Origin of the sequence: Oscillatoria sp. FACHB-1406 (genome assembly GCF_014698145.1) — a bacterium.
In the GTDB taxonomy this organism is placed as follows: domain Bacteria; phylum Cyanobacteriota; class Cyanobacteriia; order Cyanobacteriales; family Spirulinaceae; genus FACHB-1406.
Map to the genome: position 1 here is coordinate 18,949 of NZ_JACJSM010000005.1, position 20,254 is coordinate 39,202.

At 50.3% G+C, this 20,254-nt stretch carries 22 protein-coding genes and 1 riboswitch; of the genes, 10 read left to right on the forward strand and 12 right to left on the reverse strand.

What is annotated here, in order from left to right:
- Positions 1 to 55: 55 nt before the first annotated feature.
- Entirely contained in the window at positions 56 to 1,093 is a 1,038-nt protein-coding gene (glpX, locus tag H6G50_RS07020; RefSeq protein WP_190714660.1) for a class II fructose-bisphosphatase, read from the reverse strand.
- A gap of 192 nt (positions 1,094 to 1,285) precedes the next feature.
- The gene (locus tag H6G50_RS07025) at positions 1,286 to 2,260 is read right to left on the reverse strand and encodes a M48 family metallopeptidase (RefSeq protein ID WP_190714667.1); all 975 of its coding nucleotides are present in this window, start codon (positions 2,258 to 2,260) and stop codon (positions 1,286 to 1,288) included.
- A 607-nt stretch (positions 2,261 to 2,867) separates the two neighbouring features.
- Between H6G50_RS07025 and psbU the strand changes: the two genes are divergently transcribed.
- Positions 2,868 to 3,296 (forward strand): photosystem II complex extrinsic protein PsbU, encoded by a 429-nt coding sequence (gene psbU / locus H6G50_RS07030; RefSeq protein ID WP_347239896.1) that lies wholly within the window; start codon positions 2,868 to 2,870, stop codon positions 3,294 to 3,296.
- A gap of 177 nt (positions 3,297 to 3,473) precedes the next feature.
- Positions 3,474 to 5,138 carry an L-aspartate oxidase gene (gene nadB / locus H6G50_RS07035; protein WP_190714669.1) on the forward strand — a complete coding sequence of 555 codons (1,665 nt, stop codon included), beginning with the start codon at positions 3,474 to 3,476 and terminating at the stop codon, positions 5,136 to 5,138.
- Between the two features lie 5 nt (positions 5,139 to 5,143).
- Here the strand turns inward: nadB and H6G50_RS07040 are convergent, their stop codons facing one another.
- Complete coding sequence (locus tag H6G50_RS07040) at positions 5,144 to 5,503, reverse strand: DUF4870 domain-containing protein (protein ID WP_190714671.1); 360 nt, start codon at positions 5,501 to 5,503, stop codon at positions 5,144 to 5,146.
- 249 nt (positions 5,504 to 5,752) lie between these two features.
- On the opposite strand from H6G50_RS07040, the gene argJ reads away from it, so the two are divergent.
- The gene (gene argJ, locus H6G50_RS07045) at positions 5,753 to 7,021 is read left to right on the forward strand and encodes a bifunctional ornithine acetyltransferase/N-acetylglutamate synthase (RefSeq protein ID WP_190714673.1); all 1,269 of its coding nucleotides are present in this window, start codon (positions 5,753 to 5,755) and stop codon (positions 7,019 to 7,021) included.
- Between the two features lie 114 nt (positions 7,022 to 7,135).
- On the opposite strand, the gene H6G50_RS07050 is transcribed toward argJ, so the two are convergent.
- From H6G50_RS07050 to H6G50_RS07070, 5 genes are all read right to left on the reverse strand, one after another.
- Positions 7,136 to 8,005, reverse strand: coding sequence for a hypothetical protein (locus tag H6G50_RS07050; RefSeq protein ID WP_190714675.1), 870 nt, complete (start codon positions 8,003 to 8,005; stop codon positions 7,136 to 7,138).
- A 27-nt stretch (positions 8,006 to 8,032) separates the two neighbouring features.
- The gene (locus H6G50_RS07055) at positions 8,033 to 8,440 is read right to left on the reverse strand and encodes a hypothetical protein (RefSeq protein ID WP_190714677.1); all 408 of its coding nucleotides are present in this window, start codon (positions 8,438 to 8,440) and stop codon (positions 8,033 to 8,035) included.
- Between the two features lie 60 nt (positions 8,441 to 8,500).
- Complete coding sequence (locus H6G50_RS07060; protein WP_190714679.1) at positions 8,501 to 8,917, reverse strand: KGK domain-containing protein; 417 nt, start codon at positions 8,915 to 8,917, stop codon at positions 8,501 to 8,503.
- A gap of 168 nt (positions 8,918 to 9,085) precedes the next feature.
- Positions 9,086 to 9,952, reverse strand: coding sequence for an alpha/beta hydrolase (locus H6G50_RS07065; protein WP_199302748.1), 867 nt, complete (start codon positions 9,950 to 9,952; stop codon positions 9,086 to 9,088).
- 2 nt (positions 9,953 to 9,954) lie between these two features.
- Positions 9,955 to 10,272 carry a DUF1825 family protein gene (locus H6G50_RS07070; RefSeq protein WP_190714681.1) on the reverse strand — a complete coding sequence of 106 codons (318 nt, stop codon included), beginning with the start codon at positions 10,270 to 10,272 and terminating at the stop codon, positions 9,955 to 9,957.
- 182 nt (positions 10,273 to 10,454) lie between these two features.
- On the opposite strand from H6G50_RS07070, the gene H6G50_RS07075 reads away from it, so the two are divergent.
- The 4 genes from H6G50_RS07075 to H6G50_RS07090 all read left to right on the forward strand — a co-directional run bounded on the left by H6G50_RS07075 (position 10,455) and on the right by H6G50_RS07090 (position 13,649).
- On the forward strand, positions 10,455 to 10,862 hold the full coding sequence (locus H6G50_RS07075; RefSeq protein ID WP_190714683.1) for an SHOCT domain-containing protein: 408 nt from the start codon (positions 10,455 to 10,457) through the stop codon (positions 10,860 to 10,862).
- A gap of 45 nt (positions 10,863 to 10,907) precedes the next feature.
- Positions 10,908 to 11,462 carry a ComEA family DNA-binding protein gene (locus H6G50_RS07080; protein WP_190714685.1) on the forward strand — a complete coding sequence of 185 codons (555 nt, stop codon included), beginning with the start codon at positions 10,908 to 10,910 and terminating at the stop codon, positions 11,460 to 11,462.
- A 271-nt stretch (positions 11,463 to 11,733) separates the two neighbouring features.
- Positions 11,734 to 11,904, forward strand: a riboswitch (cobalamin riboswitch).
- Between the two features lie 37 nt (positions 11,905 to 11,941).
- Positions 11,942 to 12,940, forward strand: a complete 999-nt coding sequence (locus H6G50_RS07085; protein ID WP_242032743.1) for a sirohydrochlorin chelatase — start codon at positions 11,942 to 11,944, stop codon at positions 12,938 to 12,940.
- Positions 12,941 to 13,088: 148 nt separating this feature from the next.
- Complete coding sequence (locus tag H6G50_RS07090) at positions 13,089 to 13,649, forward strand: shikimate kinase (protein ID WP_347239898.1); 561 nt, start codon at positions 13,089 to 13,091, stop codon at positions 13,647 to 13,649.
- A 51-nt stretch (positions 13,650 to 13,700) separates the two neighbouring features.
- Here H6G50_RS07090 and H6G50_RS07095 read toward each other — a convergent pair whose 3' ends face one another.
- The 4 genes from H6G50_RS07095 to H6G50_RS07110 all read right to left on the reverse strand — a co-directional run bounded on the left by H6G50_RS07095 (position 13,701) and on the right by H6G50_RS07110 (position 18,058).
- The gene (locus H6G50_RS07095) at positions 13,701 to 14,672 is read right to left on the reverse strand and encodes a LysR family transcriptional regulator (protein WP_190714687.1); all 972 of its coding nucleotides are present in this window, start codon (positions 14,670 to 14,672) and stop codon (positions 13,701 to 13,703) included.
- Positions 14,673 to 14,935: 263 nt separating this feature from the next.
- Positions 14,936 to 15,670 (reverse strand): hypothetical protein, encoded by a 735-nt coding sequence (locus H6G50_RS07100; protein WP_190714689.1) that lies wholly within the window; start codon positions 15,668 to 15,670, stop codon positions 14,936 to 14,938.
- Between the two features lie 432 nt (positions 15,671 to 16,102).
- Positions 16,103 to 17,179 carry a magnesium-protoporphyrin IX monomethyl ester (oxidative) cyclase gene (gene acsF / locus H6G50_RS07105; protein ID WP_190714691.1) on the reverse strand — a complete coding sequence of 359 codons (1,077 nt, stop codon included), beginning with the start codon at positions 17,177 to 17,179 and terminating at the stop codon, positions 16,103 to 16,105.
- 186 nt (positions 17,180 to 17,365) lie between these two features.
- A complete protein-coding gene (locus tag H6G50_RS07110; RefSeq protein WP_190714693.1) occupies positions 17,366 to 18,058 on the reverse strand; it encodes a TIGR04283 family arsenosugar biosynthesis glycosyltransferase in 693 nt (230 codons plus the stop codon).
- Positions 18,059 to 18,242: 184 nt separating this feature from the next.
- Between H6G50_RS07110 and H6G50_RS07115 the strand changes: the two genes are divergently transcribed.
- The 3 genes from H6G50_RS07115 to H6G50_RS07125 all read left to right on the forward strand — a co-directional run bounded on the left by H6G50_RS07115 (position 18,243) and on the right by H6G50_RS07125 (position 20,251).
- Positions 18,243 to 18,890 (forward strand): bifunctional 4-hydroxy-2-oxoglutarate aldolase/2-dehydro-3-deoxy-phosphogluconate aldolase, encoded by a 648-nt coding sequence (locus H6G50_RS07115; protein WP_190714695.1) that lies wholly within the window; start codon positions 18,243 to 18,245, stop codon positions 18,888 to 18,890.
- Positions 18,887 to 19,399 carry a L,D-transpeptidase gene (locus tag H6G50_RS07120; RefSeq protein WP_347239899.1) on the forward strand — a complete coding sequence of 171 codons (513 nt, stop codon included), beginning with the start codon at positions 18,887 to 18,889 and terminating at the stop codon, positions 19,397 to 19,399. The genes H6G50_RS07115 and H6G50_RS07120 overlap by 4 nt, the downstream gene beginning before the upstream one ends.
- 81 nt (positions 19,400 to 19,480) lie before the next feature.
- On the forward strand, positions 19,481 to 20,251 hold the full coding sequence (locus tag H6G50_RS07125) for a hypothetical protein (RefSeq protein WP_242032744.1): 771 nt from the start codon (positions 19,481 to 19,483) through the stop codon (positions 20,249 to 20,251).
- Positions 20,252 to 20,254 lie beyond the last annotated feature (3 nt).

Below are 20,254 nucleotides of genomic sequence, written 5' to 3' on the forward strand. Positions count from 1 at the left end.
ATTGAGAAGAATACTTGCTTCTAAAATTCTGACTTCCCAGCGAATTAACCGTCAATTAACGCAATTGAATGTACTTCGGCTTCTCAAACATATGAACCGTATCGACGAAGCGAGCGGTTTTCGATTGGCTGGAAATGACCAAGCTTTGGGTGCGCGCGCCGCCGTGGAAGAAGCGAACCCCTTCCATTAAGGTTCCGGGAGTAATCCCGCAGGCAGCGAACAGAACGGTTTGACCGTTAGCGAGTTCTTCTGCATTGTAAACGCGATCGCCGTCAGTAATCCCCATTTCGTTGAGGCGAGCCAAGTTTCCTTCCTTACTTTCTCCGATTAAGCCCGTTTTCACGACTTCCGGATCGTAGATCAACTGCCCTTGGAAGTGACCGCCCAAGCAGCGCATCGCCGCCGCTGAAATCACGCCTTCGGGGGCTGCACCGATTCCCATCAGCGCGTGGATGTTGGTTCCAGAGAATGCACAGCAGAGTGCGGCGGAAACGTCACCATCGCTAATCAGTCGCACCCGCGCGCCTGCACCGCGAATTTCTTGAATTAACTCTTTGTGGCGGGGGCGATCCATCACAACGACAACCAATTCTTCGATCGCGCGGTTCAAGCAATCCGAAATGATATGCAAGTTTTCCGTGGCTGACTTATTAATATCGACATGACCTTTGGCTGCCGGAGGTGCGGCGAGTTTCTTCATGTAGAAGTCCGGCGCAGCGAAGAGTCCGCCTTTTTCAGAAATGGCAAGTACTGCCATCGAACCGGGTTGTCCGTAAGCAACGAGGTTAGTTCCTTCGCAAGGATCGACCGCAATATCAATTTCGATGAGTTCGTCGGGGTTGCAATAATCTTTTGCATTCTCTTGGTTGCAAATTCCGACTTCTTCGCCGATATAAAGCATGGGGGCTTCATCCCGTTCGCCTTCCCCAATTACGATGCGACCGCGCATATAAATCTTGTTCATACGCTCCCGCATTGCTTCTACAGCTACGTGGTCGGCGGTATTTTTTTCGCCTTTACCCATCCACTTTGCCGAGGCGATCGCGGCTTGTTCGACAACTTCAATAATTTCTAAACCAAGCGTATTATCCACTGAATTTTCCTCTCAACTGCTTCTTTATTCCGGGCTGAGTTTGCCGTCTCCAGTTTTAAAGTCTATCAGAAGCCGGTATACCCACGAAATCTTGTGAGGGATTACTCAATGTTAAGTTTTGCTGCGAACTGTACCTGCGGGTCTGTCTCGGGACGCGATCGCGCAATCGCTGAGTTTGCCCCCTTTCCTGACTTAATTTTGAGATTCGCGATCGCCTCTGACGCGATCGATCTCTGTCTGGAGTTCTTCGACTTGCCGCCGCAGGGCTTCTATTTCACTCTCATTCTCAGTCGTAGGAGCGTCTACTGCACCCTCTGCACCAGAACGGGGATAATTACCTTGGCGAATTTGGCGATATTCCGCTGAGGCCGACCACTCCCGTAAATAGTGCAGGCGTTCTACAGAAAAAGGATGAGTCAGAAATGCGCCTTGACCGCCGTTGTAAATCAGGAATTTATAAAGTTGGTTCAATCCATCTCGATTTAATTCTAGATAGGTCTCTGACTGACGGATAAATTCGTCAAGATTGCACTCATGGGCGTATTTGTGGCTTCCTCCGGAGAGTTTCATCATCGTTTGCATCACCACTCTAAGGTCATCCATCACCAATAGCGCCGCGCGATCGGCAGAAAGTTCGGCTTTCCGCAGCCATTCGTAGAAAGCGAAAATCAAACCGCTACTGAGTACGTTTCCCAGTCCTAGGGTTAAATCTCCTAGGAATTGTGCCGCCCCCATCGCCCAAATCGCCATCTGAATCAATACAGTGTGTTCGCATTTAATATGTCCGAGTTCGTGAGCGATCGCTGTCCGAATTTCTGCCTCATTGAGTAAATCTAACAACCCGCTGTTGATGACGATGGACGGACATTCGCGACCGAGGGCATAAGCATTGGCAGTAGGAGTCTGACTGATGTAGAGTTCGGGTTCGGTGGTGACATCTAAATCGCGCAGGCACTCGCGGAAAATTCCGTAAATGGTGGAGTATTGGCGGGGGCCGACTTTAATGTAGTTCCCGAGAAAATAAACCCGCTGAGGTCGTTCGTAGACGTATTTAACAAAATTGCGGGCTAGGAGATTAAATCCGGGAACGCTGCGTAATGCTTGTTCGGCTTGGCGATCGAGGGGGTGTCGGAAGGCTTCGCTGGACAGTCCGGGATAGGTAGGCATACGCAATGTCAGAGAGTTGTTGAATTGTTCTATCTTATCGATCGCGGCTCCCCTTCAGCTACCGGATACCGAACCGGTAAGCCCTCGATTGGGTTTCAAATCCCAACTTCTGCTCTGACGATCTCATCTTTTATGCCGCTCGAACTTTAGAAAATAACTATTTCGCTCGGCACAATTTAGAGCGCTTTAACGCCAATCTGTACTCTCGATCGCTGTAGCGAAGATAAGGAAAGATAAAAAGGATTAGTTCGCGTGGAAGCGGAAGAGAACTTACGAAAACGGCAGGTTTCTGACATTCCCAGCCGTAAAACGGACGGGGATTCTTGGTTCGACGAGACCACTTAGGCTAGATCTAGCACTACGCAGATCGATTAGGACATTCGGTAGGGTGGGCAGCGCCCACCAGGCAAAGCTTTCAGCTTTTAGGATCGCTCATTCTTTGGCAAGTAGCGCAATACCTTGCAGCGTCTAGCCCAAAGGTGGGACTCTCCCCCGCGCACCAAGTTTGATAAGATGAACAATCAGAGCAAATTCAAAGTTAACCTAAATCGAGAGAATGGTTCTCTTTGGGCGAGAGAGCAATGCTTTAGGAGGATAAAAAGAAAGAATGATGAAAAAATTAGTTCGGATTTTCGCGGTTTTGGCTTTAATTGTAAGTTCTTGGGGATTGACGAACCAACAGCCTGCATTCGCTATCGATCTGAGTGCTGTCACGCTGCGATCGCCTGCGCCCGTCTTGGCAGCGGGCTATCGCAATCCTGCCGATGACAAACTCAGCAGCGAATTTGGCACCAAAATTGATTTAAATAACACCCACGTCAGAGATTTCCGCGAACTGCGCGGTTTCTATCCGACGCTGGCGAGCAAAATCATCCAAAACGCGCCCTATGAAAAGGTTGAGGATGTTTTGAAGATTGACGGTTTGAGCGACTCTCAGATCGCTCGTTTGAAAAGTACCTTAGACCTTTTTACCGTAACGGATACCGAACCGGTTTATAACGAAGGCGACGATCGCTACAACCCGGGCGTGTACTAAAAATCGAGTATCGCTCAGTTGCTCGATTCAATCCATGACGGAACCCACTCCAACTCGGGGTGGGTTTTTACAATTTCTTTCGAGAATTCAAAATTCCCATCCCCGAGCAAAAGAGAATTGAAATTCAAGGAACAATTAATTGTCAATTGTCCATTGTCAATTATCCATTAAAAACATATGTCTGCCTTAAACCCATTTTCCTCGACTCAGTTCGATGCGATCGCGATTGGAACGGGGGCGGCGGGGTTATATGCCGCCCTATGCTTGCCAGAATCTTGGCGCGTGGCGTTAGTGACGAAAGAAAGTTTGCGAACTGGGGCGAGTGAGTGGGCGCAGGGAGGCATTGCAGCGGCGATCGCGCCGGACGATTCCCCAAGCTTCCACCTCGAGGATACCTTAAAAGCGGGCGCAGGATTGTGCGATCGCGCCGCCGTTGAATTCCTCGTCGAAAACGCCCCCACTGCCATCCATCGCCTCGTCGATCTCGGCGTAGCATTCGATCGCAAACAAGAGTCACTCGCCCTCACCCTCGAGGCTGCCCACTCCCATCCCCGCGTCCTCCACGCCGCCGATACCACCGGACGCGCGATCGTCGCCACCCTCGCCGAACGAGTCTTGCAACGCCCCAATCTTCAAGTCTTTTCCGAAGCGTTCGCGATTGGCTTGTGGATAAATCCCGAAAACGGGCGCTGTCAGGGCGTAGGATTGCTCTGTAACGGTAAAATTGAATGGATTCGCGCTGCTGCTGTCATTCTCGCGACGGGCGGCGGCGGACAAGTTTACTCGCAAACCACTAACCCCGCCGTCAGTACCGGCGATGGCGTAGCTTTAGCTTGGCGCGCGGGCGCAAAAGTGCGCGATCTCGAATTTTTTCAATTTCATCCCACCGCCCTCACCCGCCCGGGCGCGCCCCATTTCTTGATCAGCGAAGCGGTGCGGGGCGAAGGCGCGCATTTAATCGACGCGCGAGGACATCGGTTTGCCTTTGACTATCACCCCAAAGGCGAACTCGCCCCGCGCGATATCGTCAGTCGCGCCATTTTTAACCATTTGGAGAGGAATTCGGAGTTAGGAGACTGCGTTTATCTCGATTTACAACCGATCGCGCGCGATCGCATCCGCTATCGTTTCCCTAATATTATTCAAGTCTGCCAGCACTGGGGGATCGATCTTTTTAACGAACCGATTCCCGTCGCCCCCGCTGCCCACTATTGGATGGGGGGAATTGCCGTCGATTTGAACAATCAAACTTCGATTCCGGGATTGTACGCGATCGGCGAAACCGCCAGTACCGGCGTTCACGGCGCGAATCGCCTCGCCAGTAATTCCTTACTTGAATGTATCGTTTATGCCGCCCAACTCGCCCATCTCGATCTGCACGGTGCGACAATCGCGGCGGAAACTGAAGCAGTACCGGAGTGCGATCGCGAAAGTTACGAAACAACTGCCCAGCGCGCCTGCGAGATTCGCGAACAATTGCAAGCTTTGATGTGGTACAGTGCCGGGATCTTGCGATCGCAACCCGTTTTAGAAGACGCGATCGCGAAAGTCGAAGCTTGGAAAGCAGAAGTCTCTAAATCGCCCGCCAGCCGCTATTTTCTGGCTTCTCGTGCCAGTCAAAACGCGCGCTTGGAGTCCCCCGTTGCTGAAGCCAACCTACGCGCTTGCGGCGAAGTTTTCAACCTCCTCGACATTGCCGCCCTCATCCTTAAAAGTGCTGCATGGCGAAAAGAAAGTCGCGGCGGACATTACCGCAGCGACTTTCCCGAAACTCACCCCGAGGGGGCAGTGCATACATTGGTGGAGGGCGATCGCTTTTGGAACGAACCCGTCCGAGGTTAAGCGTTTTACAGGACGCGAAAGATGAACGGATAGCGATAAGGCTCATCCGGTTGGTTCAAAGACTTAAGAATTGCAAAAATCGGCGTAATCCAGTGGAAGAGGAGAAAGAGCGCCCCTAAAAGCCATGCTAGAGGAATACCAATAATGGTCACTGCCAAGATAAAGCAGAGAGGACCGATAATCACCCCGTAAAGCCAGATATTCAAATGGAAGTTCAGAACTTCCTTAGCAGTAGCTTTAACGACGGGATCCTCAACCAGAAAGAAAATCCCCAAGGGAAGACCGATGAATAGTATTAGTGCAGCAAAAAATACTGAGGCGTGGCAGAGGATAGATAAAAGCTTGCGTTTGTCGGGATCGTACATGGTAATTGATAATTGATAATTGACAACGACATCATCTGAATACTTTGACAGTAACATCCAGTTGACAATGAGTGCTATCCAGTTGAGGGACGGATTTCCTCACTGCGGGATTGCTGGAATTCTGCGGCTTGGAATTGTACATCCCGCCCTGCTGCATTCTTAATTCGCATCAAAGATAATTTTTAATTTGTAATTTTTAGTTCCACAAGTATAATTTCATCTCATACCTAGGTGTAGAAGAGCGAGTGTATGACAGACTGGCAAGTTATTGAGGGGGGCGTGACAGCCCCTAAAGGGTATAAAGCCGCAGGCATTAAGGCAGGACTCAAGCCTTCCGGCGCGCCCGATTTAGCCTTGATTGTATCCGAGACAGACGCAATGGCAGCAGGCGTATTCACTAAAAGTCAAGTGCGCGCCGCCTGTGTCGATTATTGTCGATCGCGCCTGCAAAAAAAAGCCAGCGCCCGCGCCATTCTCTGCAATGCCGGACAAGCCAACGCAGCCACCGGCGAACAAGGATGGCAAGATGCGATCGAAACCGCCCAACTGCTCGCTAACGAACTCAACATTTCTCCCGATGAAATTCTGCTGGCTTCCACTGGCGTAATCGGACAGCGCATGAAAATGGAAGCCTTTCGCAGCGGTATTCCCAAACTCGTTGCCGCTGCCTCAGAAACCGGCGGCGATGACGCAGCCCGAGCCATTGTCACGACCGATTTAGTCACCAAATCGATCGCGCTTGAAACCCAAATTGACGGCCGTCCGGTGCGGATTGGCGGTATGGCGAAAGGTTCCGGGATGATTCATCCCAACATGGCGACGATGCTGGGCTTCGTGACTTGCGATGCTGCTGTCTCCACGGCGTTATGGCAAGAAATGCTAAGCCGCGCCGCAGATCGCAGTTTCAATCAAATCACTGTCGATGGCGACACCAGCACCAACGATACTCTCATCGCCCTCGCTAACGGACAATCGCGCACTTCTGCCATTACTGAAGCTAGCCCGGAAGCCGAACAATTAGAAGCGATGTTAACGGAAGTTTGCCAGTATTTAGCCAAAGCGATCGCGCGAGACGGTGAAGGCGCTACCTGCTTGATTGAAGTACAGGTTTCCGGCGCGCCCGACGAAGCTGCCGCCAGTCAAGTCGCCAAAACCATTGTCGGTTCTTCCCTGCTGAAATCTGCCATCTTCGGGCGCGATCCGAACTGGGGGCGCATCGCTGCCGCCGCCGGACGCGCTGGAGTCGATTTCGAGCAAGAAAACTTGCGCGTGCGCATGGGGGATTTCTTATTAATGGAAAACGGACAACCGCTTCCTTTCGATCGCGCCGCCGCCAGCAATTATTTAAAAGAAATTGCTGCCAATTCTAGCGAAGAACGCAATGGAGAAATCCAACAACGCCGCGATAATCCGGTCGTTATTGCGATCGATCTCGGCAACGGTTCTGCAACCGGCAAAGCTTGGGGCTGCGATCTCAGTTACGATTACGTCAAAATTAATGCTGAATATACAACTTAATCGGGGTTGTAGGGTGGGCATTGCCGTTTCTGGGATTGAACCTAAAAAAAGGGCATCAAGTCGGCAATTCTCACCCGCGTAATTTTGCCCGTGACCGAGTAGTTGACCGGCTTTCTAATAATACGCCCCGCAAGGGCTACGCCAAGTTTCTGCTTCTCCCTCAAAACTTTCTGTATCGGGATAACGCTCTTTTAAGTGCTGATTTACGGCTTCAGCTTGGGTGCGGTGTCCCCGATCGGCCAACCCTAGTGCTAAACCGATATAAATATCAGGATTGGGATTAGGGATAGTTTGTTCGAGGAGCGTTAATATCTTGTCTAGACGATTTTGGCGATCGAGGAGTTGGACTAGGCGATCGTACCCGGTAGGTCTGACCGCATGGCAGCGGCGATCGTTGGGTATATTTCTGGGAAATGCCCGAATTCCTTCTAGATAAACTTGCAGGGCGCGATCGCTTTGTTGATTTCTAGTTAACAAATCTCCGAACTCTATGTAGATTATTGGTTCGCCCGTCCCTTGAGTCAAAAGAAGGTCATAAACAACGATCGCCTCATTCAGTTGATTATTCTTCGCTAGTTCCCTAGCCAATTGCCAAGATAGAGAATAGTTTGTCGGTTCTTGGCGAATTATCTGACGATAGAAAGCAATTAATTCCTCCGGCTGCCCCCAGAGTTTCAGGATATCCAGGAATTCCGATCTAACAGTTGGGTTATTGGGATAGCGACTCACCAGTTGCCGGAATAGAGAAATGGCATCTTGACGAATGGAATTTCTACTACGATAGCCGGAACCATTGATATCTCCCTCTACCCCTTGGGAGTTGGCTACTCTGGCTAGTTCTAGGGCAGATTCAGGGGAAAGGGGACGACCTAGGCTAGCCTCTAAAAAGTCGAAGCCATTCGCTAACTGCCCTTGGGCTGCCAATCCCCTCGCCAAATCGTAGTAGCCTCGTTGGGTCGTGGGGTTGTTCTGAATTTCTTGCAATCCTCTAGCAATGTTTTGGGCAGCATCCTATTGGCTAGCTTGGACTCTTTCTAAAGCCTGTCGGGCTTGACGATTTATCTCCGTATCGCTGGTATTATCTATTACTCTCTGCAAGACCTCGATCGCCTCGGTAAACTTTCCCTGAGTTTGCAGAATTTGCCCGAAGTGAATTTGAATATATCCATACATATAGTCATTCAGGGTGTCGGGTTGGGGCTGAGACAGAATCTGCCGATAAAGCATTTCTGCTTCTGGATATTTGTCCTCAGATTCTAACCTTTGAGCTTGGTCAAAAAGATTTGACCACCCAGCAGAACCGTTCTCAGCCTTAGCAATGCTTTGGAGTCGCTCGGGAAGGATAGCCGGGGTGATGGTTGCAGCGAGGACTGAGACGATCGAAACTAGACCGACGACTAGACGAGTTGAAAAATTCATCTTTTTATACTGTTTTTACCCGTTGAGGCAGACAGCCAAACTACTCCATCGAAACGCTAGCTAAAGCTCGGTACTGATTAAATTAATGTCATAATCGAGGGTTGCATCGGTATCCTGAGCCAGAAACTTGCCATTACTGTGGGCCAATTGGCTCTCGTCTTCTTCAATGCTAAACTCAACGCTTACTTTGATTTTAACTTTTGCTTTTTGCCAGCCAGTGACATCGGTTTTGAGGATTTCACAGTCAATCCCTTCATTAAACCACTTCGTATAATCTTCGTGGTTGTCGTAGGCGCTAACCGTCTGTTTGCTAATTTTAATGCCTTGATTGCCGAGCAAACCGATTAGTCCGTAACCAAAATCGTAGTCGAAGCACTGATATAAAGCTTTTTTAAACCGACCAATTTTAAAGGTCTCTTCCCCGAAAGAGATCACGTCATTTTCGTTACAATCGATCGCGCGGTAAAGTGCTTCCATTGTGAAATTCCCCTGCTAATTTTTAATTTGCTCGCTTCACTCTTTATTATTCCCTCGTTGTTGGCTCTCGTCTACCAGAGGGCAAGAATTTGACTCAATTTTTTGGGCTTTAGTTTAGCGTTCGCTGAGTCTTGTAACAGAAGCAGAGAGCGCAATATGACTGATTGATTAGGTGTTGGAGGGTGGCAGATGACGTTCGAGCCAATCGATCGCATCGGCGATAGTTTCAGCAGCGTTGAGATCGTTGTGCATTTCGTGAAAAGCGCCGGGATATTCGTGTAGTTCTTTGTCGGGGTGGGTAAGGCTTGCAAAAAACTGGCGACTGCCTTCGGGGAAGGCGACGCGATCGCAACTTCCATGCTGAATGAGTAATGCTACCTCGAATTGGGCGGCGCGATCGCGAATTTCTGCTAGAGTTTTAAACAATTCCGTCGCCAGCCTTGCGGTAGCGCGATCGTGGCGTAACGAATCCTGCTGGGCTGTCGCAATCGCCTCGGCATCCCGAGAAAGACTCGACCAATCGAATTCCGTACTCAGGGAAAAACGCGGCAAAATGCGAGAGAGTAAATGCGCTAAGCGGATGCGGAACGGCGATACACCGACTTCGCCCAAGGGCGGCGAAAGAACAACGATTCCGCGCGCTAGCGCCGGAAAGTGCAACGCCCAGTCCAGAACGATAAGACCGCCTAAACTATGACCGATAAGAAAAAGCGGACAGTGCGGTTGTTCGTCCCGAGCCAAGCGCGAAAAAATAGCGAGATCTTCGCGAAACTCGCTCCAATTTTCAATATAACCTCGTTGTCCGGCAGACTTACCGTGTCCGCGCAAGTCAAATTCATAAACAGCGAAATCTCGAGCGACTAGGGGAGAAACTAGATTGTCAAATACGCCGCTATGCGCTCCTAACCCATGAACTAGCAGCGCGATGGCACGCGCTTGTCTCGGCGGATGCCAGGTTTGATAAAACAGCGCTAACCCGCCCGCCCCTCGAAACGTTCCTTCAAATCGTTGAATGCTGGATTTAGGTTGGAGCAAAACTATTTTTCGACTTCTGCTTTCATGCGTTCGAGACTGAGGTGCATTTGGTCGAACATTTGTTGGGGGGTTACGCCAAATTGTCCGAGTTGCGTTTTAAGCTGTTGGACGGTCATTTGAGCCATGAAGTCTTCGGAAAGCTCGAAGCGCTTCATAAAAATTTTGTAGCGATCCATTAGGGCTTCCATACGCTCGATAAAGAGCTTTTTCCCCTCGCGATCGAATTTACCATAATCGCCCCCCAGCGTCATGAGAGCTTGATAGTCTTCAAATAATTGCTTGGCTTCTTGCTGGATAATATCTGAATCAAAAAATCCCATAGTTTTCAAGTCTCGATCGCGCTCAACAGATGCCGATTGGCCTTATGTTTATTGTAAAGTAGTCCTCCCCTCAGAGAAATTTCGGTTTACCGTATCGATACCTCCCAGAGAGCGGATCGGTTGCGCCGGGGGCGAACTCGCCTAAAATGTAGGCGTAGTCAGGCAAAGTTCGAGCTTTAGCGGTGTTAGAAGATTTATTGCGCAAACCGAAAAATCAAAAAGTGGCCGTCTTGTTAGCGCTGGCGGGAACGGTTACGCCGCTTGCCGGATTGCATAAGTTATACCTGCGGCAGTATGGGTGGGGCGTGCTGTATTTGGCGCTCTTTTCGACACCGATTCCTCGCGTTGCGAGTGCGATTGAGGCGGTTTGGTATCTCCTGCAACCCCACGAGGATTTCGATCGCCGCTTTAATTCAGGCGTGGAGATGGGCGCGATGGCAAGCGCCGCAGTGAAGTCAGGATTGCCCCCCGAACAAGTCGGCGACATTGCAACCGCCTTGCGAGAACTCGATCGCTTGCGGCAAGATGGATTGATGTCGGAGTACGAGTTCGAGCAGAAACGCCGCCAATTGCTCGATCGCATCACTTGACTTTTTTGATTATTTGTGTATCCGAGGGTAAAGTAGGGACGAACAATGGTAGATTGGCGATCGTCGGCAGGGAAGTTACAAGCCTTGAACCCCAGACACAGAGCGATTCGAGCGCGGCTGCTACGCGATCCCTACGCGCGCTTGCAAACCCTCGAGGAAGTTGCGATCGCGGCAAGCTTAGGCTTAAAAATCGATGTCAACCGCGCCAGCATTGACGATTGGCTGCGCTTGCCGGGAATTTCCATCCATCAAGCGCGATCGCTCGTCGAACTGGTGGGAATGGGCGTACAATTGCTATCCATCGAAGATATCGCCGCCGCAACGAGCATCCCGCGCGCGAGACTCCAACCTCTCGAACCCCTCCTCTCCTTTTACTACTACGATCCCGAAAGTCTCGTTCTCCCGCAGCGCGTCAATCCCAACACCGCCACTCCCGAACAACTCGCCCGCATTCCCCTCCTCGATGCCGTTACCATTAACGATTTAATCCTAGATCGCACCACCTGCGGCGCATATCGCAACTTAGCCGACTTACAGCGACGGCTAAACCTTAGTAGCACCCTTACTGCTCAATTGATGCACTATTTCCAGTTCAACTAAAGAAATTAAAACTTAAAACTTAAAAATTTCTCACTTCTACTCCTCTGTCAGGGTTCATAATTCAGAGACTATTTATAAACTTTTTATTAAGAACGCTAGAATGGCAAAACCCGTGATGGGCAAGGGCGGCAAAAGCACTCTTCTGACAATCTGAGGGGCTAAAGAGCCGCCCTTGCCCACCCTACAAGGATTTAAGATTAGCTTTATAAATAGTCTCTCATAATTCATAACTCACCATTCATAATTCATAACTCATAACTCAACCATGCTGTACACTAATACAACAGTCGGTTCTGACGGAAGCCAGCCGCCAGAGGCAACGGGGAAAGTACGGTGTAAGTCCGTCGCTGTCCCGCAACTGTGAACTAATGCTCGATCGCGATTTAAGTAAAGATTTCGAGCTTAGTCAGCCAGGATGCCCGCCGATCGCTCGTTTACTCACTTAGCTTTATCCGCGCGGTACGGATAACAAGGAAAAATTGCAACTCAATTCAACCCAATTTTCCATCGAATTGCCTCCATTGCCCATCCAGCGTCCCCTGCTAATGCTCGGACACGGTACGCGAGATGAAGACGGACGACAAGCTTTTCTCGACTTTGCCAGCGCTTACCAAGAATTGGATACCTCGCGCCCCGTCGTTCCCTGTTTCCTGGAACTGACGGAACCCAATATTCAAACAGGGGTTGACTTTTGTGTCGATCGCGGATACACCGATTTGTCCGCCGTGCCGATTTTGCTTTTCGCCGCGCGCCACAATAAATTCGATGTCACCAACGAACTCGATCGCGCCCGCGAGCGCCATCCCGAACTAAAATTTCACTACGGCCGTCATTTTGGGATCAACCCCGAAATGCTCCAATTTTGGCGCGATCGCCTCGCTCAACTCGACGCACCCACGGGCATTCCGCGCGCCGAAACCGTTTTGCTCGTCGTCGGGCGCGGTTCCAGCGATCCCGATGCTAACGGCGACGTATACAAACTCGCTCGCTTGCTTTGGGAAGGCAGCAACTATGCCACGGTAGAAACCTGTTTTATCGGGATTACCCACCCGCGTTTAGAAGAAGGATTCCGCCGCGCGCGCCTCTACAATCCCAAACAAATTATCGTGCTGCCCCACTTTTTATTTACCGGCGCACTCGTTAAAAAAATATTTGATGTTTCCGCGCAGCAGCAGGAACTTTATCCCGACATTAAAATTCTCAACCTACCCGAAATCGGTCTCGATCCGATCTTATTTTCGCTATTGCGCCAGCGAGAAATTGAAACGCAACTCGGACAGGTGCAGATGAATTGCGAACTCTGCAAATTCCGTTTGGCAGCGTTGGACGGTAATGGCAGCGCTAATTCCCACCATTCCCACGACCATCATCACCATCACCACCATTCCCACGACCATCACCACCATCACCACGATACGCCCGTCGATCCCTACGCTCGAGTCGAGGACTATCACCAGCGCATTTGGCAGGTTCCTTAATGGGGAATGAAGAGTGGGTATCAGAATTAAAAACTAAAAATTGGAGAGTAGGGAGTGGGGAACTGGAAATTACGAATTACGAATTACGAATTACGAATTAGTCAAGAGTTTGTTAAATTGCTTTCACTCAATTTCAAGAAAAGTTGCCGTGAACGATAGGGGATTGCAAAAGCTCAGTGTTTTTCTCATCGGGATGATGGGGACGGGGAAGACAAGCGTCGGGCGGATTTTAGCCGAGCGCCTCTGCTATCGCTTTTTTGATACTGATGTTCTAATCGAACGGGTGACAGGTCAGAGTATTCCGCAAATTTTTGCCGATCGCGGCGAAGCAGGATTTAGGGGTTTAGAAAGTCAGGTGTTAAGCGAGTTATCGGCTTACACGCAATGCGCGATCGCTACAGGAGGCGGTATCGTGACGCAACCGATGAATTGGAGTTACTTGCGTCATGGTTTAATCGTCTGGTTGGATGCGCCGGTGGAAGTTCTGGTGCAGCGGTTGGAAAGCGATACGACGCGCCCGCTGCTGAAGGAAGGGGACAGGGCGGAAAAATTGCGATCGCTATTAGCAACGAGAATATCCCTTTATCGGCAGGCGGACTTGCAGATCTCGGCGGAGGGAACGCCCGAAGCAGTGTGCGATCGCATAATCGCGCAAATTCCGAGCGTCTTGAAACCTCCCTTAACCCCCCAAGCGATCGCCGAGAATTGAAAGGCTGTCGCATGGTTAGCAAGTTCGGGACAGCCCAGCAAAACTGTTTTTTCAACCCCCCACAATCGACAGGCGATCGCATTGAAAAGACTGACAAACTAACTCGCAGAAATGGGCAATGGGGGGAATCTGCAAGCGATCGCGAGTTGTCACTAAAACCACTTGGCGCGTCAAACCAGAATCTGAAGCGGAAAGGTTAGTTAAATGTTTCTCTCGCACCAAAGCTTCGGGGAGGGACGAGATCGCGCGAACCGCTAGCGTTGAATCTTTGCGCGCTTCCATGAGGGCAGATTGGGGTAGCAACGCGATTAATTCTCCCTGGCGCACAACCCCGCGAAACGCATCGAGGGTATTGAGTTCCATCGCCGCCCTTAATTTTGTCCCCAACAGCGCAAAACGTTCTTGAACGAGGCGCTGCATTCCGTATCCGTCCTTAAAGACAACTTGAGGGTAGCGCGCTAGTTCCTGCCAAGGGACTTTTGGATATTGTGCCAGAGGGTGATGGGCGGCCATGAGAACCTCAACGGGTTCCTCATAGAGAAAATGCACCACCATTTCCGGGGAAGCGGTGAGAAATCGGTTGTTCATCACGACAGCAACATCGACCAAACCGTCGCGCAGGACTTTTAGGGCGCGATCGCTACCCAATGCCGTCACCCGCAACTGGACATCGGGATAATTGCGGCAAAACGTTTGTAACGTTGGCGGCAAATAGTAAGAGCAAACAGAATGAATCGCCGCAACGCAGAGTTCCGGTTGTTTTCCCTCTCGCAACTCGGACAAAGCGCGTTCGGCATTCTCCCACTCCTGACAAATTTTGCGGGCGTGGGGAAAGAAATGTTCTCCCCCCAAGGTAAGTTTTGTCTGTGCCGTGCGATGAAATAGAGGCAAGCCCAAGTCAGCCTCGAGGGACTGAATCTGTCGGCTGATCGTCGATTGCGTTACGCCGCACTTGCGCGCAGCTTGACCGAAATTCCCCGTTTCCGCCACGGCCAAGAACGCCTGTAACTGCTCGATCCGCATAAATTCAGGTTATGTTATATAGATACACAAGTCTTGTGAATCTACGACGATAGCGGATTTACGGCTTCAGTTTAGTAGAGCTTGATACAGCAAACGCATCAACTCTCGATCGAGGACTTCAATCTGTGGCAAGGACGAAGGGGTACTCATCAGTACGAGTTATACAACAGAGGCGCGATCGCGGCAGCTATTCGGATAAAAGTATAACGCCCTTCCCCCATTCGGAAAGGGCGCGATCGCATTAAACTATACCGGCTGAATTTTTAGTTAGAACCCGATCCGGAAGTTCCCGGTGCCGAAGAACCCGAGCCGGAAGAACCCGAGCCGGAAGAACCCGGTGCCGAAGAATCCGGTACGGGCGGAGCCACAGAACTCGGCGCAGACGGAGCCACAGAACTCGGTGCAGACGGAGCCGCAGAACTCGGTGCAGACGGGGCTGGGGCTGCCGGAGAGACGTTTACATCGACCTTTGGTGCTGGGGCTGGGGCGGCCGGAGAGACGTTCACATCAACCTTCGGTGCCGGGGCTGGCGGCGGTGTATTCACTTCAACTTTCGGGGGTTGCGCGGGTTGAGTTGGTACGGGAACCACGTTTGTCTTTTCTATGGTTCTTTCAATGACGGTGGTGTCCTTCTTCGGTTCGGCAGCAGAAGGAGAGGGAGTTGCTTCTTTATCGGGAACGACAATGGTATTGGTTGCGGGGACGGGAGCGGGTTCTTCTCGGTTGGCGAGATAGTAAGCTAAAGCACCCGCACCGAGCAATCCGGCAAGCAGAAGACCGAGGAGCAAACCGCGACCTGCATTTTCGTTATCGCGAACGACTTGGTTGCGTTCGTTAACGAGCGCTCTTTCGCTTTGAATCTCTCTTTCGTTGGCTGTGCCGCTGACATAGCCATCGCGGTAGGCGACTTCTGAGTCTGTAGCGGGTCTACCGTTGATGGTTTCCTCGAAGTTTTCGCTCTCGTTAGGATTTGTGGGTCGATTTTCGGGATATGTCATGGCTATCGAAATCTCCTATAAAAGGGTTAGGGTCTAAAAGTGGTTTATCGAACAAGCGTACCGTTTTATAGACTGCTATAAAATCGAACTTTGTTTCCTGCCCATAATACCAATTTCAAAGCCGAATGCAAGATGCGGACTTCTGAAACTGCCCTGCTATATCTATATTATGTACTTGCGCCGCTCCCGCTTTGCCATCTAACTCTGGAAGGAAACACTCGGCTTGCTTTGTATGGTTAAAAATTTCGTCTAATTTTTATTCTAGCATATTTAGTTATTTAAGAGCAAACCATTCAAAAAAAAACCATTTCTATCCGCAGACGAAATGGGGGCAACTTCACACTCTAGTTGAAACTTTGATTTTTTGAGGAGAGGGCGGGTTTAAATCGCTAGATTCGCGATCGATAACCCACCCCCCATAAAATTGTTGGCTTAACGAACGGTTCCGTGCTGCGCCGTCACATCAATGGGTTTCATCAAATACAACTTCAAGCATTGCCAGCCATTGGAGATGTAGTAGGGCAATTTTTGGAACAGTTGTAGTGCTTTGGGGGTGTTGGAGGTTGCGATCGCGCTCAGTTTTTCGTTATTCTGCACGCAAATTTCCAAGCGATCGTAGAATTCGGGAGAATTAATATCCAGAATAACCGGGAAGACGCGACCTGCCGTGTCATTGGTCTTCTCAATCACGTACTTATCGTACTCGCGCGCATCCAAACCGATCGCAGCATAAAAATCTTTGCGCTGGATGTCGTTGAGGTACATCGTCGCAAACACCGACAGTAAGAAGAAACGACTCCACAGCTTCGCCTTCCAATCATTCAAGGTTTCCGGTGCAGCGCGCATGACGGCATCGAAGAAATCGCCGTGACGATTTTCATCCTGACACCAGTTTTCAAAGAAGTTGAAGATGGGGTAGAGGCGATCTTCGGGATGCTTTTCTAAGTGGCGGTAAATGGTGATGTAGCGCCAGTAGCCGATTTTTTCGGAGAGGTAAGTCGCGTAGAAGATGAATTTCGGCTTGAAGTAAGTATACTTGCGGCTCTTGGTCAGGAAACCGAGATCCAAGGACAGGTTAAAGTCCGACAGCGCTTTATTGAGGAATCCGGCGTGACGCGCTTCATCCCGCGACATGAGGGTAAAGCATTCGGCGAGGATGGGGTTTTTGTCTTTGATGCGCCGTCCGAGTTCTTTGTAGAGTAAGAAACCGGAAAATTCAGCGGTGCAGGAACGTTCGAGAAATTCGACGAAGAGGCGGCGGGTTTCGCCGTCGATGTTTTCCCAGGATTGATTGAATTGTTCGTCGCGGACGAAGTGCTTTTGGTTGTAGTCGGCGCGAAATTCTTCTAAGATCGCTTGCAACTCTTCTTCGTTGGGAGCGAGATCCATCGCCGCGATCGCATCGAAGTCCGTCGTATAGAAGCGAGGCGTTAGTAAGGTTTCTTGGGCTGGAGCTTTGACTCCCGGGCGTATTTCTTCAAAAGTCGGTTTCTCAACGGTGTTAACCATAAGTCAAGTTCTCTTGGCGTTTTCTTATGCGTAGTGCGATCTTTAAAGCTGCCCGCGCAGACTTTCTTTAAATACAAGCTGAGATCGTAGTATACCAACCCTTATGACGGTCGTTACCCTTCTGAACATTAAGAGTTGACACAAAATATTGTTTTTTGTAAAAAGTATTGACAAACGGACGAGGGCTTATGCGGATTTAGATAAACCGCGATACCACGATCGCAGTCGATCGGGCGGAATACCGAGAAAGTAAGCGAGAATGATGAGTTGGTTGAGGGCGGTAGTTTTGACAACGCCGAGTTTTAGCCAGCGACGGGCAGAAGTGGTGACGGGAAGGGATGCGATCGCGATTTTACCGCGTCGTTTCAGTCGGCGCACAAACTCGAAGTCTTCCATAATCGGCAAAATGGGGAAACCGCTGAGTTCTTTGAAGGTTGAAGTTTTCAGAAAAATTCCTTGATCGCCGTAGGGAAGTTGGAGAAAACGCGATCGCACCCTCACCATTCTCTCTACCCAACGCAGCGATCGCAACGGTGCATCGATCTTTAACTCAAAAGCACCTGCAACAACTCCCGATTTCCCTAAAATTGTGCGAATTTCTGCGTCATATCCCAGCGGTAAACGAGTATCGCCATGCAGGAAAAGTAAGATTTCTCCCGTCGCCTTTTCTGCCCCATAATTCATCTGGGCGGCGCGTCCGAGTTGGGGAGATGCAATAACGTTTGCGCTCATTTGTCGAACGATTTCGATAGTCTTATCTTCGCTGCCGCCATCGACGACAATAATTTCAATATCCGTCCCCGTTTGCGCGCATTGCAAAGTTTTTGCGATATTTTCTGCTTCGTTGAAAGTGGGTATAATAATCGAGACTTTCTTCAAAGTAAACTCCAAATATTATCGCTCGCAATCGCACTCAGACTGAGGGTTACAATTAATCTATTTTGAATTTCATCTCGACCATGATAACCTTGATTCTCGATCGCACCAGTCAAATAAAAAGGCTCGATCTTGGTATGATTAAAGACCAACTTCATCAAATTGATTATAACAAGTTAAAGCTTTAATGGAAACCTGGTTAAAAGAACTGCAAAAAAAACGCGCGATCGCGGTAATTCGCGCCTCCGAATTCGAGTTAGGACTGCACTTAGCAAAAAGCGTAGCGACAGGAGGAATGCAGTTTATTGAAATTACCTGGAATAGCGATCGCGCCGCCGAAACCATCGCCCGACTGCGGCAAGAAATGCCCGATTGTAGCATCGGCACGGGAACGATCTTAAGTTTAAGCGAATTGCGAGACGCGATCGCGGCCGGCGCGCAATTCATCTTCAGTCCCCATGTAGAACCCGCCTTAATCCGCGCCGCCAACGATGCCGGAATTCCCGTCATTCCCGGCGCACTCTCCCCCACCGAAATCGTGACCGCTTGGCAGGCGGGCGCAACCTGCGTTAAAGTATTTCCCATCCAAGCTGTAGGGGGTGCGAGCTATCTCAAAGCGTTGCAAGGGCCGCTTGGAAAAATCCCGCTCATTCCCACCGGCGGCGTAACGCTCGATAATGCGCGTTCCTTCCTTAATGCGGGAGCCGTTGCGGTAGGATTATCGAGTCAACTGTTTCCCTCATCCCTCGTTGCGGCGAAAGATTGGGACGCGATCGCGCAATTAGCGACCACCGCAACCCGCTACTGTAGCATTGAACAGGGCAAAAAACCGTGAAACATCCTCGCCCGCCTCAACTCAGAACTCGATGGTTCGTTATTTTAGCAAGTGTAGCGCTGCTGTTTGCCCTCGCGATCGGTAATATTTCCGCGCCGACGTTCGCCCAATCGAGCGCAGACATCCTCCAAACCATCGCCTACCTGAGAACCAGCAACGAACATTGGATTGAAGTCAACCTCACCACCCAACGCCTGATTGCATGGCAAGGCGGAAAATCCGTCTTTGCGGTTATCGTCGCCACAGGGAAACCCTCAACGCCCACTGCAACCGGCGTTTTTAGCATCACCAGCAAGCAACCCCAAGCCCGAATGCGCGGTTCCGGGTTCGACGTACCCGATGTTCCCTTCGTGCTGTATTACGGGAATGCAGCCATTCACGGCGCATATTGGCGGGTGCGCTTCGGACAACCCATCAGTCACGGCACGGTTTATCTGGCTCCCGATCGCGCGCAATGGCTTTACAATTGGGCTGAAGTCGGTACGCCGGTTATTGTCAGACAGCTTTAGCAGCGCTTGAATCCAAAACTTCAATCCCACAGGGCTAATATGCGGTAAGGTTTGAGCGATTGTCACTTTTAGCGAAGCTTAGTGCAGACTTTCATTCAACATCAATCGCGTTCCGAGTTCGGCGCGTTCGTCAACTTAGCAAACGCAGTAGCAATCGTTTCCACTGCCATTTCAACGACAAACATCGCAGTTCGGATAATCCATCTAAGTCAGTGCTTCTATAATGCTTATAAAAGCGCGATCGCGTTGACACCCATGACTTACACCACGGAAGAACTGATTCAAATTCTCGAAGACGAACTCCGCGCGAGTTGGCAAGGAGAACGAGTTCTGCTGTCAGCGAGCAAACGATTTAAAGATCCCGTTCTAGCGATGATGCTGGGTGAAGATAAAATTAGCAAAGTTTACGCTTACCGCGACTTTCGAGATCAAATCCACCGCTATCAACTTCAGCATCGGGTGTCAGGATTAGTGTGGCGAGAGTGCAAGTTTCAAGGCAAGTCGCTGCAATTTCGGGAACTGCACAATCAATTAATTTGCGTGCCGCAGGATAAAGAAATTCTGAAAGCATCGAAGGATGCAGTGCTGGAATTTTGGCGACAAGCGACGCAGGAAATGAACTTTTGGCGGGTAAGAAAGTATTTAGAACCGTTAAGCGTGCAGCAAGTAGAAGAACTCGCTAACGATGCAGAATGGTTGCAGATCGAGGCGGTGCGGCAAGAGCTATACTTAGGATTGTGTTGGGGGAGGCCGGAAGATTGCCATTATCGCTGGGCTTATCCGGAGTCGGGATGCGATCGCATCGCTGCGGCGCAAACCGAACCGCGATCGCACGAACTCATGGCAAGTTAACCG